This window comes from Geodermatophilus sp. SYSU D00525, from assembly GCF_054050475.1.
In genome coordinates this window covers 216,476-232,527 of sequence record NZ_JBJGZK010000002.1, presented here as the reverse complement: position 1 = coordinate 232,527, position 16,052 = coordinate 216,476, and the positions used below count along the sequence as shown (strand labels likewise).

Here is a 16,052-nt window from a genome sequence, read left to right as displayed (position 1 = left end):
ACCGGTCCCAGCGGTCACCGGCTCACCGGCACCCGGCGAGTCGCCCGCAGTGACAGGAGGCACGGGAACAGGAGGATCCATCCTGGCGCTGTGCAGGAGGCCGATCCGCAGCAGCGGGTCCGTGCGGTAGAGAGCGAGTGATGACCCAGATGACCCAGACGCTGACGACGACCCCCGCCGCCGACGACCTGGTCGTGCCCTTCCACTGCGACCGGTGCGGCGCACTGGCCAAGGTGCGTGTCGTGCTCGCCAGCGGCAGCGACCTCGTCTTCTGCGGGCACCACGCCCGCGAGTACGAGTCCAAGCTCCGCGACATCGCCGTCGACATCATCGAGACCGACGGCGAGCAGCGCCTCGCACACTGAGAGAGGCGCTATCGTCGCTCACCGCGATGATGCCCTCACCCGACGCCGCCGCCGGCGTCCCCGATCCGCCTGACGCGGACGGGGACCCGGCGGCTCCGTCGTTCCCGGGGACCCCCGGTCGACGGCGACCCGAGGAACCCCCGATGCCGCAGCACCCTGCCTCCTCCCCGTCGACCGGCACCTCCCCCGAGGTGGACGCCGACCCCCACGCCGGCCTGTCCGACGAGACCCGCCCGGTCCCCCGCGACCGCGGGCCCGTCGGCCCCGACGCGCCCCCTCTGCCGGCCGCCCCCGCCGGACCGCCGGAGCAGCCCGGCCCGGACACCCGCGACACGCCCGGGCCGGACCCGGTCCACGACACCGTCGCGCTGACCGGCGGCCCGGCGGCACCGCAGACCGGGCAGCGGACCACCGAACCGGTCGAGCTGTGGAAGCCCGCCACCGCCGACGCCCCCGCCGCGGACGCCTCGGACACCGTCGTCCTCGGCGGCGCCGCCGTCCCGGCCGACCCGCCGGCCGCGCAGCCCCCCGCCGCTCCTCCCGTCCCCCCGCCCGGCTCCGGCGACGGCTCCGGCGGCGGCCCGGGCGACGGCTCCGGCGGCGGCCCGGGCGACGCGGGCGGCCCCGGGGAGCCGCCCGCGGGCGCCCGCCGTCCGCGCTGGCGCCGTCCCGCCGTGCTGGCCCCCGTCGGCCTGCTCGCCGTCCTCGGCGTCGCCTGGGGCGTCGACGTGCTGGTGGCCGGCGACGACGTCCCCCGCAACACCGTGGTGGCCGGCGTCGACGTCGGCGGCCTGTCCCCCGCGGCCGCGGCCGAGCGGCTCGAGCAGGACCTCGCCCCCCGCGTCGCCGCCGACCACGTCGTCGTCGCCGACGACGTCGAGGCCACCCTCTCCCCCGCCACCGCCGGCATCACCCTCGACGTGGACGCGACCGTCGACGCCGCCGACGACCAGCCGCTGAACCCCTGGACCCGCCTGGTCTCGCTGTTCACCGAGCGCGAGGTCGACCCGGTCATCACCGGCGAGGACACCGCCCTGGCCGCCCAGGTCGACACCATCGCCACCCAGGTGGACCGGGTGCCGGTCGACGCGACCATCGCGATCGAGGGCACCACGCCGACCCTGGTGGAGCCGGTGGACGGCCGGACGCTGGACCGCGAGGGCGCGGCGGCGGCCATCACCGCGGCGCTGGCCGCCGGCGGCGACCCGGAGACGCCGATCGAGCTGCCGGTCGACGTCGAGCCGGTGCGGGTGGGCACCGAGGAGGCGCAGCGCGTCCTCGACGGGACCGTCACCCCCGCGCTCGCCGCGCCGGTCACGGTGACCAGCCAGGACGGCGGTACCTCGGTCGAGGTCCCGGTCGAGGCGATCGCGGCGTCCCTGACCTTCACGCCGCAGGACGGCGGTGAGCTCGCCGTCGCCGTCGACCCCGCGGCGCTGCAGTCGGCGATGGCCGAGGAGTTCACCGCCTTCGGCGAGCCGGCCCAGGACGCCCGCTTCGAGGTCGTGGGCGACGGGGTGCGGGTCGTCCCGTCGGTCGACGGCACCGGCGTGGACCCGGCGGCGCTGTCCGGGCAGCTGCTCGAGGTGCTGGACGACCCGGCGCCGCGCACGGTCACCGCCCGGCTGGGCCCGGTGCCGGCCGACCTGACCACCGAGGAGGCGCAGGCGCTCGGCATCGTCGAGGAGGTCAGCTCCTTCACGACCACGACGACGAACAACGCGAGCGGCACCAACATCCGGGTGGTGGCCGAGGAGGTCGACGGCGCACTCGTGCTGCCCGGCGAGACGTTCAGCCTCAACACCTACACCGGCCCGCGCGGCACGGCGCAGGGCTACGTGCCGGCGAACGTGATCAGCGGCGGCGAGCTGTCGACCGCGGTCGGCGGGGGGATCAGCCAGTTCGCCACCACGATGTTCAACGCGGTCTTCTTCGCCGGTCTCGAGGACGTCTACCACAAGCCGCACAGCTTCTACATCAGCCGCTACCCCGCCGGCCGCGAGGCCACGGTGTACGAGGGCCAGATCGACCTGCAGTGGCGCAACGACTCCGACACCGGCATCTTCGTCGACACCCGGTGGACCCCCGGGGCCTCCGGCGGGTCGATCACGGTGACCTTCTACGGGACCAAGCGCTACGAGATCGAGGCGATCGAGAGCCCGCGGACCAACTACCGGCAGCCGGCGGTGCAGGAGAAGGTCGACGACGGCGATTGCATCGCCCAGTCCGGGGTGCAGGGTTTCGACGTCACCGTGACCCGGGTGTTCCGCGACCTGCAGAGCGGCTCGGAGATCCGGCGGGAGACGTTCGAGACCAGCTACGCCGCCGAGGCGGTCATCCGCTGCGTCGCCCCGCCGCCGGCTCCCGACCCGGCCGCGCCCCCCGCCGCCGGCGGCACGCCGCCGGCGCAGCCCACGGCCTGACCGGCCGCCCGATCGGGTTCCCCGGCGCCCGACCCCGCCCCGTCGGCGGCGGGGTCGGGCGCCGGGCGTGCACACTGGCCTGGTGAGCACCGTGCGGGCCGGCGGGCGGTCCCGCGCCGACGGGGCCGCGGAGGACGCGCAGGCCCCCGCGACCGCCCCGCCTCCCGCCGGCGCCAGCCGCGCCGACCTCGCGGCCCCCGGCCGCCTCGACCACTGGCCGCCGGTGGTCCGGGTGCCCCTGCAGGTGCTCGGCCGCACGGTGGCCAAGGCCTGGCAGGACCGCATCCTCGGGCTGTCCGGCGAGGCGGCGTTCTGGCAGATCCTCTCGGTGCCGCCGCTGCTGATCGCGCTGCTCGGGTCGCTGGGCTTCCTCGGCGACTGGATCGGCGCGCAGTCCGTGCAGACCATCGAGGACACGCTGGTCGACGCCTCCAGCGAGGTGCTCACCGCCGACGTCGTCGACTCGCTGGTGCGGCCCACGCTCAGCGACATCCTGACCTCGGGCCGGCTCGACGTCGTCAGCGTGGGCTTCCTGCTCACCCTGTGGGCTGGGTCCTCGGCGACGGCGACGTTCATGAACACCATCGTCATCGCCTACGACCAGCGCGACGTCCGCGGCCCCATCGCCACCCGGCTCATGGCGCTGTGGCTGTTCGTCGTCGGCCTGGTGCTCGCGGTGGTCATGCTGCCGCTGCTGGTGCTCGGCCGCGGGGTGCTCGTCGGGCTGCTCCCGCAGGACTGGCACGAGACGGCGACGGTGCTGATCAACGCCGTCTACTGGCCGGTGGTGGTCGTGGGCCTGCTGCTCGCGCTGACGAGCTTCTACCACGTGGTCCTGCCGCGGCGGCTGCCGTGGCGGCGGCACCTGCCGGGCACGCTGCTGGCCGTCGGGTTCTTCATGGTGGCGGCGACGGTGCTGCGGCTGTACGTGTCCGACATCCTCGTCGCCGCGCTGCCCTACGGGGCGCTCGCGACCCCGATCGCGGCGCTGCTGTTCCTGTTCTTCTTCGGGATGGCGGTGCTGCTCGGCGCCGAGCTGAACGCGACGATCCAGGAGCGCTGGCCGGCGCCGCTGCGCCGGCACACCCGCCGGGCGCAGCGCCGCCGCGCCGCCGAACTCGAGGCCGAGGCCAAGCGCCTCGGACTGCGCTAGTCCTTGCGGAGCTGGTCGTAGACCTCCTTGCAGGCCGGGCAGATCGGGCTGCCGGGCTTCGGCGCCTTGGTCACCGGGAAGACCTCGCCGCACAGCGCCTCGACCAGCGTGCCCATGACGGCGCTCTCGGCGATCTTGTTCTTCTTGACGTAGTGGAAGACCTCGTTGGCGTTGCCCGTGTCCGAGTCGCGGACGTCGGGCTTCTCGAGGAGGTCGGTGTCGCTCACGGTCTCTCCCAGGCTCGGGGACGTCTCCTGCGCGGGCGCCCCGGCGTCCTCCGGCGGAGGTGGTGGCCGGGGGCGTCCGCCCCGCCCACCATGATGGCAGGGTGCCTCCCGAAGCTCCCCGGACCGAGCCCCGCCATGCCGCCGCCGCACCCCTGACCCTCTCCCCCGAGGTGGCCGAGGCGCTCGAGGCCGGTGCCCCCGTCGTCGCCCTGGAGAGCACGCTGCTCGCCCACGGCCTGCCGCGGCCGGACAACCGCGCCGCCGCCGACGACGTCGAGGCGGCCGTCCGGGCCGGCGGCGCGGTGCCGGCCACGATCGCGGTGCTCGACGGCGTGCCGCACGTGGGGCTGACGGCCGAGCAGGTCGACCGGGTGTGCGCCGACCCCGACCTGGCCAAGCTCGGCGTCCGGGACCTGCCGGTGGCCGCCGCCCTCGGCCTGTCCGGCGCCACCACCGTCTCGAGCACCGCGCTGCTGGCCGAGGCCGCGGGCATCGGCGTGTTCGCCACCGGCGGCCTGGGCGGGGTGCACCGGCAGTCGGCCGAGACCTTCGACGAGTCCGCCGACCTCACCGCGCTGTCGCGCACCTCGCTGGCCGTCGTCTGCGCCGGCGTGAAGTCCATCCTCGACGTCCCGGCGACGCTGGAGCGGCTGGAGAGCCTGTCGGTCACCGTCGTCGGCTACGGCACCCGCACCTTCCCCGGGTTCTACGTCGCCGACTCCGGCGCGCAGGTGGACTGGGCCGTCGAGTCGCCCGAGCAGGCGGCCGCGGTGCTCGCCGCACGGCGCGAGCTGGCCCCGGGCGCGGTCGTCGTCGCCAACCCGCTGCCGGCCGACGAGCAGCTGGATCCGGAGCTGCACGCCCGGGTCATCGCCGACGCCCTCGCCGCGGCCGAGGCCGCCGGGGTGCGGGGCAAGGCGGTGACGCCGTTCGTGCTCGACCACCTGCACCGGGCCAGCGAGGGCGCCACGCTGGCGGTGAACGTGCGGCTGGTGCTGCGCAACGCCGAGCTGGCGGGGCGGATCGCGGCCGCGCTGGCCGCCGCGGCCCGCTGAGCACCCGCCCGGTCGTCGTCGTCGGCGACCTGGCCACCGACGTCGTCGCCGTCCTGTCCGGCGGGCCGGCGCCGGGCTCGGACCGGCCGGCCGTCATCCGCACCCGCGGCGGCGGTGCCGGGGCCAACGTCGCCGCGCACCTGGCCGCGCTCGGGGTGCCGGTCACCCTGGCCGGGTGCGTGGGCGACGACCCGGGCGGCGTGGCGCTGGTGGCCGAGCTCGCCGCCGCCGGCGTGGGCCTGGCGGTGCGGACCGTGCCCGGCGCGGCCAGCGGGACGATCGTCAGCCTGGTCGAGCCCGACGGGCAGCGGAGCATGCTCGCCGACCGCGGCGCCAACTTGGACCTGCGGCCCGGTGACGTCCCGCCGCCGGTGCCCGGCGGCCACGTGCACGTGTCGGGCTACACGCTGCTCGACGAGCGCCCCCGCGCGGCCGGGCTCGCGGCGCTGGCCGCGGCCCGGGTGGCCGGGTGCACGGTGTCGCTGGACCCGGCCTCGACCGGGCCGCTGACCGGCTACGGCGTGGACCGGTGGCTGGCCGACACCGCCGGCGTCGACCTGCTGCTGCCCAACGCCGACGAGGCGCGGCTGCTGTCGGGGTGCGCGGACGTCGTCGACGCCGCCCGGGCGCTGGCCGCCCGGCACGGCGCGGTCGCGGTGACCCTGGGGGCCGACGGTGCGCTGTGGGCCGCCGGGACCGCGGTGCTGCACCGCCCGGCGCACCCGGCCCGGGTCGTGGACACCACCGGCGCCGGGGACGCGTTCACCGCCGGGCTGCTCGCGGTGTGGCTGGGCGGGCCGGACGCCGACCCGGCCGCCGCACTGGACGCGGGGCTGGCCCGGGCCGCCGAGGTGGTCGGCCGGCCGGGCGCGCGCTGAGGCGTCTCAGCCCTCGATGACCGTGCCGCCCTCGATGGCGCGCCGCCGGCGGGCGGGGTCGTCGAGGATCCGGTCGGGCTGCGGCGCCCTGTACCGGTGGGCGTTCAGCTTCTTCTTCGGGGGCCGGTCGTTGGCCATGACGACGGCGATCCAGGGCAGCACGGTGCCGAGGACCGCGAAGAGGATCGCGAGCCAGAGGATCTGGTAGGTCGCCGCGGCCAGCACCAGGGCGACGGCGCGGACCGCCATCGTGAGGATGTACCGCTTCTTCCGGGCCGCGTGCTGCTCGGCCAGGCTGGGTTCGGCCTGGGTGATGAGCACCGGCTCCGACCGGCGGGGTCGTGCGGACTGCTGGCTCGAGGCCACGGACACCCATCCCCTCCGCTGGCCCGGGGCCCGACGCTGTCGCCTCACGACCGGGACCGGTCCCTGCTGGCCGGCCCCGGGGATCCCCGGTCCGGCCCCCATGGTGCCACCGGGACAGGGGCTGCGCAGGTGCCTCCGCGGACGATCCCGGGCCACTTTCAGCGTGTCGCGGCCGCGTCCTCCGCCGCCTTCTTGGCGGCCTGCTTCGCGGCCCGCACCTCGGCCAGCGACTCCGGGCCGGTGATGTCGGCGACCGAGCGCCGCGAGCCCTCCTCGCCGTAGGAGCCGGCCGCCTCGCGCCACCCGGGCGGGGTCACGCCGTACTGCTTGCCCAGCAGCGCGACGAGGATCCTCGCCTTCTGCGCGCCGAAGCCGGGCAGCTCGCCGATCCGGCGCAGCAGCGTGGTGCCGTCCGGGACGCCGTCCCACACGCCCTCGGCCCGGCCGTCGTAGCGGTCCACGAGCAGCCGGCACAGCGCCTGGGCGCGGGCGGCCATCGAGCCGGGATAGCGGTGCACGGCCGGCGGTCCCTGGAACCAGGCGAGCAGCCGGTCGGGGTCGGCGTCGGCGATCGCGGCCGCCGAGAGCGTGTCCACCCCCATGCGGTCGGCGAGCAGCCGCGGGCCGGCGAAGGCGCGCTCCATCGGGAACTGCTGGTCCAGCATCATCCCCAGCAGTAGTGCCAGCGGGTCCCGGCCGAGCAGCTCGTCGGCGACCCGATCCTGGGTGATGCGGAGGGTGGGCACGGGCCGATCCTGCCGCACCGGTGCCGGGAGAGTCCGCCCTGCGCCACCGTGGGTGATCGAGGAGCCTGACGGCCCGCCACCGGCAGCTCGGTGGGGAGCGCCTGCACCCTGCCGGACAGGCGTCAGTGGTGCACGATCGACCGCACACACCGGGGGCCCAGCAGCGAGCCCAGGTGGGGCGCCGAGCGCTGAGCCGAGGTGCGCAGCTGTGGACGATGAGCACGAGGCGCGGGGACGAGCTGCTGTCGACGTCGTCGCGCTGGTGACGTCGGCGGGCGGTCTGGACGCCCTGACGGCCGTGCTCGGGCAGCTGGCGCCGGATCTGCCGGCGGCGGTGGTCGTGCAGCAGCACCTGAGCGGCCAGGGCAGCCAGCTGGTGGCCATCCTGCGGCGGCGCACCGGCCACCGGGTCGAGTGGGCCGAGGACGGGGCCCGTCTGGAGCCCGGACTGGTCCTCATCACGCCGCCCCGGCAGTCCGTGGAGGTCCTGCCCGACGGCAGCTGCGCCGTCAGCCGGATGGAGCCGGGGACCGTCGAGCGGCCGCACGACAGGCTGCTGGCCTCGCTGGCCGACTCCTGCGGACCGCGGGCGTTGGCCGCGGTGCTCACCGGGATGGGCAGGGACGGCGCGGCGGGTGTCCGGGCACTGAAGGCCGCCGGCGGGATCGTGGTGGCGCAGAGCCAGGACACCGCCGAGCAGCCCTCGATGCCCCGCGCCGCCGTCGAGGCCGGAGCCGACCTGGTGCTCCCTCTGCACCGGATCGGCGCCGTCGTCACCGACGTGGTGGGCGGTGCCCCGATACCGCGCGACGACGACGAGCGCGACGCCGTCTCGGCGACGTTCGGGAACCTCGGCCGCGTGGCGGCCGCGGCCGAGGACATCGACTGGTCGCGGCACCCGCTCGGGCCCGTGCGCCGGTGGCCGCCGGCGCTGCGCGACGCGCTTCGCCTGGCCGCGGCCTACCCGACGCCGTGCACGGTCATGTGGGGCGAGGAGTTGTTCCACTTCTACAACGACCAGGCCGTGCCGACGCACCGCGACCGGCACCCCGACATCCTGGGGCTCCCGACACGGGAGGCCTTCCCCGACCTCGCCGAGCTGGTCGACGGGATGTGGCGGGAGGTCCGCGCGGGGCGGACCCTCCACATGCCGCAGACGGTCGTGCCGATGGTCCGCGGTCGATCGGTGCAGGACACCTGGTTCGACTTCGTCCACGTGCCGCTGCGCGACGCGGACGGCGCGGTCGCCGGCGTGTTCAGCGTGTGGAACGACCGGACCGCCGAGGTGGTCGGGAGCCGGCGGATGGCGACGCTCACCCGCCTGTCGGCCGTGCCGGCCGCGCACGGCCGGCAGGAGGCGCTGCGCGCCGCGTCCGCGGTGCTCGAGCACGCGGCCGACGTCCCGTTCGCCGCGGCGTACCTGGTCGACACCACCGGGCACGCCCGGCTGGTGCAGTCGGTGGGCCTGCCCGCCGACAGCGCGATGGCACCGCCGCTGGTCCGCGTGGCGCCGGGCGGATCCTGGCCCCTCCACCTGGTCCTGGACTCCGGTCGTCAGGTGGTCGTGGACGACCTGGCCGCGCGCTTCCGCGGCCACCTCATCGGCCCGGAGCGCACGGCACCGGAGACCGCGGTGCTGCATCCGCTGCGGGACGAGGCGACGGACCGGGTGGTCGGCGTCCTGGTCCTGGGCGCCGCCCCGCGACTGCCCTTCGATGGCCGCTACCGGGAGTTCCTGACGCTCGTCGGCGAGACGCTGTCGGGGAAGGCGGCCGAGTCGCACGCCCGTGCACGAGAGCAGCAGCGCCTGTCCCAGCTGGCCGAGCTGGACCGGACCAAGACGGAGTTCCTCTCCAACGTCTCCCACGAGTTCCGCACGCCGCTGACCCTCCTGCTCGCCCCGCTGGAGGAGGCCCTCCGGCGCGCCGACGAGCTCCCCGACGACATCGCCGCGGAGCTGGCGGTGGCGCAGCGCAACGCCCGCCGGCTGCTGCGGCTGGTCGGCACGTTGCTGGACTTCTCCCAGATCGAGGCCGGCCGGCTGCGCGCCCGGTTCGCACCCACCGACCTGGCCGCGCTCACGGCGGAGATCGCCTCGATGTTCCACAGCGCCGCCGAGACCGCCGGGCTCAAGCTCACCGTCGACACCACCCCGCTCCCGCAGCCGGCGTGGGTGGACCCGGAGATGTGGGAGAAGATCGTCTCCAACCTGGTCTCCAACGCGCTGAAGTTCACCTGGACCGGCGGGGTCGACGTGAGCCTGCGCGCCCTGCCCAACCACGCCGAACTCGTGGCCCACGACACCGGCGTGGGCATCCCCGCCGACCAGCTCCCGTACGTACTCCAGCGGTTCCACCGGGTGCCGGGGACCCGCGGACGCACCCACGAGGGCACCGGCATCGGGCTGGCGCTGGTCGACGAGCTGGTCCGCCGCCACCACGGCCGGATGCGGATCACCAGCGAGCTCGGCGCCGGCACCGCGGTCGCCGTCTGGATCCCACTGGGCCGCCGTCCCACCCCGGAGGGCACGCCCGTCCCGGAGGCGCGGGCCGGGGAGGTGGCCGCGGCGATGGCCGAGGAGGCCGGCTCCTGGGACGCCACCCGCGAGCGGAAGGACGCCGCCCTCGATCTCGACGACCACCTTCCGGCCGAGGTCCCGGCCGGCAGGGTGGGCGGGGCGCGGGTGCTGGTGGTCGACGACAACCCGGACATGCGCGACTACGTGACCCGGCTGCTGGCCGCCTCGTGGACAGTGACCGCAGCCCGCGACGGCGCCGAGGCGCTGGACCTGGCCCGCCGCGACCGGCCGGACCTGGTCCTCGCCGACGTGATGGTGCCCGGCCTGGACGGGTTCGCGCTGCTGCGCGCGATCCGCGCCGACGAGGCGCTGGCCGCCGTCCCGGTCGTGCTGCTCACCGCCCGCGCCGGGGAGGAGACCGCCATCGAGGGTCTGCTGGCCGGCGCCGACGACTACGTCGTCAAACCCTTCTCGGCTCGCGAGCTGGTCGCCCGGGTCGCCGCCCAGCTCGAACTGGCCGGCATGCGACGGCGTGCGGCGGCCACCGACGCCTTCCGGCTGGCCCTCACCGACGCGCTGCGCGCGATGTCCGACCCCGCCGACATGCAGGCGCGCGCCGCGGCACTCCTCGGCCGCCATCTGGGTGCCGGCCGGGCGTACTACCAGGAGTTCGACCACGCCGCCGGCACCGTCACGTCCACCGCAACCACACGGACGGGCTGCCGTCACTGGAAGGCACCTACCGGATCGCCGGCTACGGGCAGGAACTCGTCGACGAGACGCTACGGGCGGGTCGGCCGCTGGTCGTCCGGGACTCCGCCGACCTCGACGAGCCGGCCCGGGCGTCGTGGGCGGCGCTCTCGGTCCGCGCCGGCATCGCAGCGCCCAACCTGCGTGCAGGGGTGTGCGTTGCCGCCCTCGGCGTGGCCGACGCCGAGCCGCGGAACTGGACGGACGAGGAGATCGCCCTCGTCGAGGAGACCGCGGAGCGGACCTGGGCGTTCGTCGAGCGGGTCCGCGCCGAGGGGGCACTGCGTGCGTCCTAGGAGCGCTTCCGCACCGTTGCCGACACGGTCCCCGCGTTGATCTGGCAGAACGACGCCGCCGGGGAGATCGTCTTCGTGAACCGCGCCTTCCTCGACTACACGGGTCTACCGGAAGCAGGGATCAGCGGGGAGCGCTGGCACGGGCTGGTGCATCCCGACGAGGCGGACGCCTACGTCGCCGACTACCTGGCCGCCGTCCGGGCCCGGGTCCCCTGGCACGACCGCAACCGGCTCCGGCGCCACGACGGCGCCTGGCGGACCTTCGACAACTACGCCGCCCCGCTGTTCGCGGCCGACGGGACCTACCTCGGCCACGTCGGTGTGTCCGTCGACGTCACCGACCAGAGCAACGCCGCCGAGTAGCTCCCGGGCCTCCACCACCGCCGGACGACCTCCCCTCGCGAGCCTCCAGCGGGCAGAGCTGCGACGATCGGACCGGCCGGGACCGGGTCGACGCCGCCCACCCGACGACCGCTCGCGCGCCGCCCCGCTCCGGGCCGGAGCCGTCGCCGCCGGGGCACTGCGCGACACCTGGCTCCGGGTGCGACCCGCCCTGAGCGGCAGCCGGCACCTCACCCGCGTGCGGGCCGGCCCGCTGCACCACCCCGGTGGCGCGATGCGCGGCTGGCTCGGCATGGACACCGGCCCTCGAGGACGGCGCCGGACGACGTGACCGGCCCCGGCGAGCAGAGGCCCGTAGTCGCTGTCAGCAGTCGTTCGCGCTGCTCCCTCGACGCACGTACCGGTCGGACAGCGTGCCGAGGACGAGGGCGAGCGGGTCGCGGCCCAGCAGCTCGTCGGCGGCGTCCTGGGTGATCCGGAGCCGTGGCACCCCGGCAGTGTGCCCGACGGGGCCGGTGATCCCGCCTGGGTCCTGCCGCGGTCGGCGCCCGGCGACCCCGGCCCTGCCCGCGCGCGCCGCGCGAGGCTCATCCCTCCCGGAGGAGGCTCCGGCCCTCCCACGGGAGCAGCATCGCCGCCGGGTGGGGTGCCGTGGCGGCGGGAACGGGCCACCGGTACCCGCCGGCGGAGAGGGGAGCCCGTGGTGACGGCGACGGACGCAGTCCCGACGGCGCCGGCCGACAGCGCATCGGCCGCCGCGTCGATCACGCAGACCCTCCGGCTCGGTCACGGGGCGCTGTTGCGCGCCCTCCAGGGGAACAGGGTCGACGTCCCCCTCCCGGTCCTCGGCACGGTCCACCTGCCGCCGCTGGACAGCCTGGCGCTGTACGCGGGCCTGGCGGCGCTGGCGGCGGTCGAGGTCCTGGAGTGGCCCGTCGCCGCCGCCATCGGGGTCGGGCACCTGCTCGTCCAGCAGGAGCACTTCCGGTTCCTGCACCACTTCGGGGAAGCACTCGAGAAGGCCTGAACGCCCCACGCTCCCTCGTGGCCCGGCCCGTCGGGCAGTCGCCCGGCAGTGGCGCGGCGCGGAAGTGACGCCGCCCACCGGCCGACCGTGGTGGAGGAGGCCCTGGTCACCCACTGCGCGACCGCCGGCCCGTCACCACGATGGCCTCCGGAGGACGGTGACGACCGGCGCACCCGGCGCTCCCGTCAAGGACGCCGGCCGCGAGAGCCCGACGCCGTTCGGGCCCCGCGAGCCGTCGGCGTGAGCTCGTCCGGGACGGGGACCTCGCGGTCCCGGTGACGGGTGCCGGTCGGACGTCCGACGGCCGGGGAGCGGAGCTGCCGCCCGATGCGCTCCCCCGCGACCGCGGCGAGGCGCCGCGACAGGTCCGGGTCCCGGCTCGGGTCCCCGTCGGTCAGCTCCCCGAGCGCCACCACCTGACCGATCCCCAGCCGCCGCCGCTCCTCCGGCGTCAGCAGCGACTGCCCGACGACGGCGGAGACGAGACGCGGTGCGGAGCGCGCCGCGACGACGGCGGGCAGCTTCCCGCCCAGGGTCTGCCCGTCGATGCGTCCCTCACCGGTGACGACGGCGGCGCAGTCCGCCACCGCGGCGTCGAAGCCGAGGAGGTCGAGGAAGAAGCCGGCCCCGGCCACCCGCCGGGCGCCGAGCCAGCGGCAGGCGAGGCCGAGCCCGCCCGCGGCCCCGGCGCCGGGCTCCTCCGCGAGGGCGGTGGCGCCCAGCAGGCCGGCGAGGTGCCGCAGGCCCGCCTCCAGCTCACGCACCTGGTCCGGGCCGGCGCCCTTCTGCGGCCCGAACACGGCCGCCGCACCCTCGGCACCGAGCAGCGGGTTGGTGACGTCGGTGGCCACGACGAGCTCCACTCCGCCCAGGTCCCGCAGGCCGGACACGTCGATCCCGGCGATCCGCGCCAGCGTCCCGCCCGCCGGGTCGACCTCCCGCCCCGCGGCGTCGCGGAACCGGACGCCGAGTGCGGCGAGCATCCCGGCGCCGCCGTCTGTGCTCGCGCTGCCGCCGAGGCAGAGGACGACCCGCCGGGCCCCCGCGTCGAGGGCCGCGAGCACCGCCTGCCCGAACCCGGCGCTGGACGACGTCATCGGGGCCGGCACGCCCGGCGGGAGGGTGCCCAGACCGCACGTGCCGGCGACCTCGACGACCGCGGTCGTGCCGTCGAACGCGAACGCGGTGTCGTGCCGGCGTCCGTCCGCCCCCTGCACGGCGACCGGGCGGGAGGCGGAGCCGGCGTGCACGGCGGCGGCCACGCTGCCGTCCCCGCCGTCGGCGAGCGGCAGGAGCCGGGCGGTGACCCCGGCCGCCGCCAGGCCCCGCCCGACGGCGGTCGCCACCTCGAGGGCGGTGAGGGAGCCCTTGAACTTGTCGGGGGCGACGAGGACGCGCACGTCAGGTCCTCGCCACCGCGGGGACGGCGACGGCGCCCGGAGCCGGGTGCGGCCGCGCCGGGGCCGCGACGTCCCGGGTCCCCTCCGGCGCCGCGTCGAGCTCCTGCACCGGCGGGACGTCCTCGCCGCGCAGGACCCGGCGGGCACGATCACGGTCCAGCGACCCGTCCCAGGAGGCGATGAACAGGGTCGCCACGGCGTTGCCGCAGAAGTTCACCAGCGCCCGGCACTCGGACATGAACTTGTCGATGCCGAAGACCAGCATGATGCCCGCCGCCGGGATGGTGCCGACGGTGGACAGGGTCGCGGTCAGGGCGATGAAGCCGCCGCCGGCGACGCCGGCCGCACCCTTCGACGTCAGCAGCATGACCGCGAGCAGGCCCAGCTGCTCGGGGATCGACAGGTCGGTGTTCGTCGCCTGGGCGATGTAGAGCGCGGCCAGGGAGAGGTAGATGGCGGCGCCGTCGAGGTTGAAGGAGTAGCCGGTCGGCACCACCAGGCCGACGGTGGACCGCTCCACCCCGGCGTGCTCCATCTTCCGCATCAGGCCCGGCAGGGCCGGCTCGGCGGTGGAGGTGCCGAGGATCAGCAGGAGCTCCTCCCGCAGGTAGCGCAGCAGGTGGAGGACGTTCAGCCGCAGGTGGGCCATCACGGCCCCGAGCACGACGACCACGAACAGCGCCGAGGTGACGTAGAACAGCGCGATCAGCGAGCCGAGGCTGGTCAGCGTCTCCAGCCCGTACTCGCCGATCGCGTAGGCCATCGCCCCGAACGCGCCGAGCGGGGCGGCCTTCATGAGGAACGCCAGGACCGTGAACACGACGGCGGTCAGCCGCTGGACGCCCGAGAGCACCGGGGCGCCGACCTTGCCGACGGCGTTGAGGGCCACGCCGAAGAGCACCGCCATGAAGATGATCTGCAGGATCTCGCCCTCGACGAACGGCGCGACGGCGCTCTCCGGGAGCACGCGCAGCAGGAAGTCCCACCAGTGCTGCTCCTGCCCGGCCGCCACCAGCGAGCCGACGTCCTCGGTGGGCTGCAGCGTGCTGACGTCGGCGTCCACACCGTCGCCGAGGCGGAACAGGTTGATGGCGACCAGGCCGGCCATCATCGCGAGGATCGTGCCGACCTGGAAGTAGGTCAGCGCCTTGATCCCGGTCAGCCCGACCTTCCTCAGGTCGGCGACGCTCGCGATCCCGCCCACGATCGTCAGGAACACGATCGGGCCGATCAGCATCTTCATCAGCCCGACGAAGGCTGTGCCGATGGGCTCCATCGCGACGCCGACCGCGGGCCACAGGGCGCCGACGACGACGCCGAGCACGATGGCGACGAGGACGTGGACGTACAGCTGCCGGTACCAGCGCTTCTTCTCGGCGGCCGGTGGGGTGTGCGCGTGTGACAGGTCCATGGGGCACCTCGGTCCGTGCGGTGGGAGACGTGGTGGCCGCCACGGTGGGTGACCGGGGCCACACGCGTCCAAGACGCTTTCGCTACACCACCGGTAGGTTGGGCCTATCGGTCCGCGGGAGGGAGCGCGGTGGACGTCCGGCAGCTGAGCTACTTCCTGGCCGTCGTCGAGACGATGAACTTCGGCCGTGCCGCCGAGCAGTTGCACATGGCCCAGCCCTCGCTGTCCCAGGCCATCGGCGCGCTCGAGCGGGAGCTCGGCGTCCCGCTGTTCCACCGGGTGGGCCGCGGCATCGTGCTCAGCGACGCCGGCGCCCAGCTGATCGAGCCCGCCCGCCAGGTGGTCCGGGACCTGGAGGCCGCGCGGGCCGCGGCCCGGTCCGCCCGCGGGCTGCAGCGCGGCCGGGTGGAGCTCGTCGCGATGCCCAGCCCCGGGATCGAGCCGCTGACCACCCTGGTCCGCGCCTTCACCACCGCCCACCCGGCGATGACCGTCACCGCGGACGCCGCGTTCACCCCCGAGGAGGTGGTGCAGGCGGTCAAGGCCGGCCGGGCCGAGCTCGGGCTGCTCGGCGCCGCCTCGCCGCCGCACACCGGCGGGCTCCGGGTGCTCCCGATCGAGGAGCAGCCGCTGGTCCTCGTCTCCCCACCGGAGGGCGGGGAGCCCCGCCGGTCGCCGGTGACGCGGGAGGACCTCGCGGGCACGCGGCTCGTCGTGAGCAGGGAGGGCAGCCTCATGCGGCGGCTGGTCGACGACGTCCTGGCCAGCGGCGTCGACGCCCGCATCGTCGTCGAGGCCGAGCACCGCACCTCCGTCCTGCCGCTGGTCCTCGCCGGCGTGGGGCACGCGGTGCTGCCGTCGTCCTGGACCCCGCTCGCCGAGCGGGCGGGCGCGCGCGTCCGGCGCATCGAGCCCCCGGTCCTGCTCCGGATCGCCCTGGTCTCCCGCGCGACCGCCCTGACGCCGGCGGCGCAGGCCTTCGTCGCCTGCGTCGAGGACTACGTCGTCGGCGTGCAGGACCGATAGGGCCGGGCTATCCGTCCCATCGACGATCGGTGTTGGACGGCCGGGGAGGTGACGCCGTTCACTCGGGAG

At 75.9% G+C, this 16,052-nt stretch carries 16 protein-coding genes and 1 pseudogene; 11 read left to right on the top strand and 6 right to left on the bottom strand.

Annotation, left to right across the window (positions count from 1 at the left end):
* Positions 1-140 precede the first annotated feature (140 nt).
* The 3 genes from ACI796_RS03080 to ACI796_RS03070 all read left to right on the top strand — a co-directional run bounded on the left by ACI796_RS03080 (position 141) and on the right by ACI796_RS03070 (position 3,941).
* A complete protein-coding gene (locus ACI796_RS03080; protein ID WP_143108228.1) occupies positions 141-365 on the top strand; it encodes a DUF7455 domain-containing protein in 225 nt (74 codons plus the stop codon).
* A 143-nt stretch (positions 366-508) separates the two neighbouring features.
* Positions 509-2,788 carry a VanW family protein gene (locus ACI796_RS03075; RefSeq protein ID WP_456939791.1) on the top strand — a complete coding sequence of 760 codons (2,280 nt, stop codon included), beginning with the start codon at positions 509-511 and terminating at the stop codon, positions 2,786-2,788.
* Between the two features lie 82 nt (positions 2,789-2,870).
* The gene (locus ACI796_RS03070; RefSeq protein ID WP_456939790.1) at positions 2,871-3,941 is read left to right on the top strand and encodes a YihY/virulence factor BrkB family protein; all 1,071 of its coding nucleotides are present in this window, start codon (positions 2,871-2,873) and stop codon (positions 3,939-3,941) included.
* Here ACI796_RS03070 and ACI796_RS03065 read toward each other — a convergent pair.
* Complete coding sequence (locus tag ACI796_RS03065; protein WP_456939789.1) at positions 3,938-4,168, bottom strand: DUF3039 domain-containing protein; 231 nt, start codon at positions 4,166-4,168, stop codon at positions 3,938-3,940. The genes ACI796_RS03070 and ACI796_RS03065 overlap by 4 nt on opposite strands.
* Positions 4,169-4,269: 101 nt before the next feature.
* Here ACI796_RS03065 and ACI796_RS03060 point away from each other — a divergent pair, with 101 nt between their 5' ends.
* A complete protein-coding gene (locus tag ACI796_RS03060; RefSeq protein WP_456939788.1) occupies positions 4,270-5,223 on the top strand; it encodes a pseudouridine-5'-phosphate glycosidase in 954 nt (317 codons plus the stop codon).
* Entirely contained in the window at positions 5,220-6,101 is an 882-nt protein-coding gene (locus tag ACI796_RS03055; RefSeq protein WP_456939866.1) for a carbohydrate kinase family protein, read from the top strand. Before ACI796_RS03060 ends, ACI796_RS03055 begins: the two co-directional genes overlap by 4 nt.
* A 6-nt stretch (positions 6,102-6,107) precedes the next feature.
* On the opposite strand, the gene ACI796_RS03050 is transcribed toward ACI796_RS03055, so the two are convergent.
* The gene (locus ACI796_RS03050) at positions 6,108-6,467 is read right to left on the bottom strand and encodes a DUF3099 domain-containing protein (RefSeq protein ID WP_456939787.1); all 360 of its coding nucleotides are present in this window, start codon (positions 6,465-6,467) and stop codon (positions 6,108-6,110) included.
* 158 nt (positions 6,468-6,625) lie between these two features.
* Positions 6,626-7,213 (bottom strand): HhH-GPD-type base excision DNA repair protein, encoded by a 588-nt coding sequence (locus ACI796_RS03045; protein WP_456939786.1) that lies wholly within the window; start codon positions 7,211-7,213, stop codon positions 6,626-6,628.
* Between ACI796_RS03045 and ACI796_RS03040 the strand changes: the two are divergent.
* The 4 genes and pseudogenes from ACI796_RS03040 to ACI796_RS03025 all read left to right on the top strand — a co-directional run.
* Positions 7,197-10,217: pseudogene (locus ACI796_RS03040) on the top strand (chemotaxis protein CheB); the annotation flags it as partial. The gene ACI796_RS03045 and the pseudogene ACI796_RS03040 overlap by 17 nt on opposite strands.
* Before the next feature lie 233 nt (positions 10,218-10,450).
* Positions 10,451-10,777 (top strand): GAF domain-containing protein, encoded by a 327-nt coding sequence (locus tag ACI796_RS03035; RefSeq protein ID WP_456939865.1) that lies wholly within the window; start codon positions 10,451-10,453, stop codon positions 10,775-10,777.
* 36 nt (positions 10,778-10,813) lie between these two features.
* The gene (locus tag ACI796_RS03030; protein WP_456939785.1) at positions 10,814-11,140 is read left to right on the top strand and encodes a PAS domain-containing protein; all 327 of its coding nucleotides are present in this window, start codon (positions 10,814-10,816) and stop codon (positions 11,138-11,140) included.
* 178 nt (positions 11,141-11,318) lie between these two features.
* A complete protein-coding gene (locus ACI796_RS03025; protein ID WP_456939784.1) occupies positions 11,319-11,450 on the top strand; it encodes a hypothetical protein in 132 nt (43 codons plus the stop codon).
* Positions 11,451-11,483: 33 nt separating this feature from the next.
* On the opposite strand, the gene ACI796_RS03020 is transcribed toward ACI796_RS03025, so the two are convergent.
* Positions 11,484-11,609: a hypothetical protein gene (locus ACI796_RS03020; protein WP_456939783.1), complete on the bottom strand. Its 126-nt coding sequence runs from the start codon at positions 11,607-11,609 to the stop codon at positions 11,484-11,486.
* Between the two features lie 213 nt (positions 11,610-11,822).
* Here ACI796_RS03020 and ACI796_RS03015 point away from each other — a divergent pair, with 213 nt between their 5' ends.
* Positions 11,823-12,146: a hypothetical protein gene (locus ACI796_RS03015; RefSeq protein WP_456939782.1), complete on the top strand. Its 324-nt coding sequence runs from the start codon at positions 11,823-11,825 to the stop codon at positions 12,144-12,146.
* A 185-nt stretch (positions 12,147-12,331) separates the two neighbouring features.
* On the opposite strand, the gene ACI796_RS03010 is transcribed toward ACI796_RS03015, so the two are convergent.
* Together ACI796_RS03010 and dctA are read right to left on the bottom strand one after the other, a co-directional pair.
* Positions 12,332-13,546: a glycerate kinase gene (locus ACI796_RS03010; RefSeq protein ID WP_456939781.1), complete on the bottom strand. Its 1,215-nt coding sequence runs from the start codon at positions 13,544-13,546 to the stop codon at positions 12,332-12,334.
* Position 13,547: 1 nt separating this feature from the next.
* Positions 13,548-14,957: a C4-dicarboxylate transporter DctA gene (gene dctA, locus ACI796_RS03005; protein ID WP_456939780.1), complete on the bottom strand. Its 1,410-nt coding sequence runs from the start codon at positions 14,955-14,957 to the stop codon at positions 13,548-13,550.
* A gap of 129 nt (positions 14,958-15,086) precedes the next feature.
* Here dctA and ACI796_RS03000 point away from each other — a divergent pair, with 129 nt between their 5' ends.
* Positions 15,087-15,983, top strand: coding sequence for a LysR family transcriptional regulator (locus ACI796_RS03000; RefSeq protein ID WP_456939779.1), 897 nt, complete (start codon positions 15,087-15,089; stop codon positions 15,981-15,983).
* Positions 15,984-16,052 lie beyond the last annotated feature (69 nt).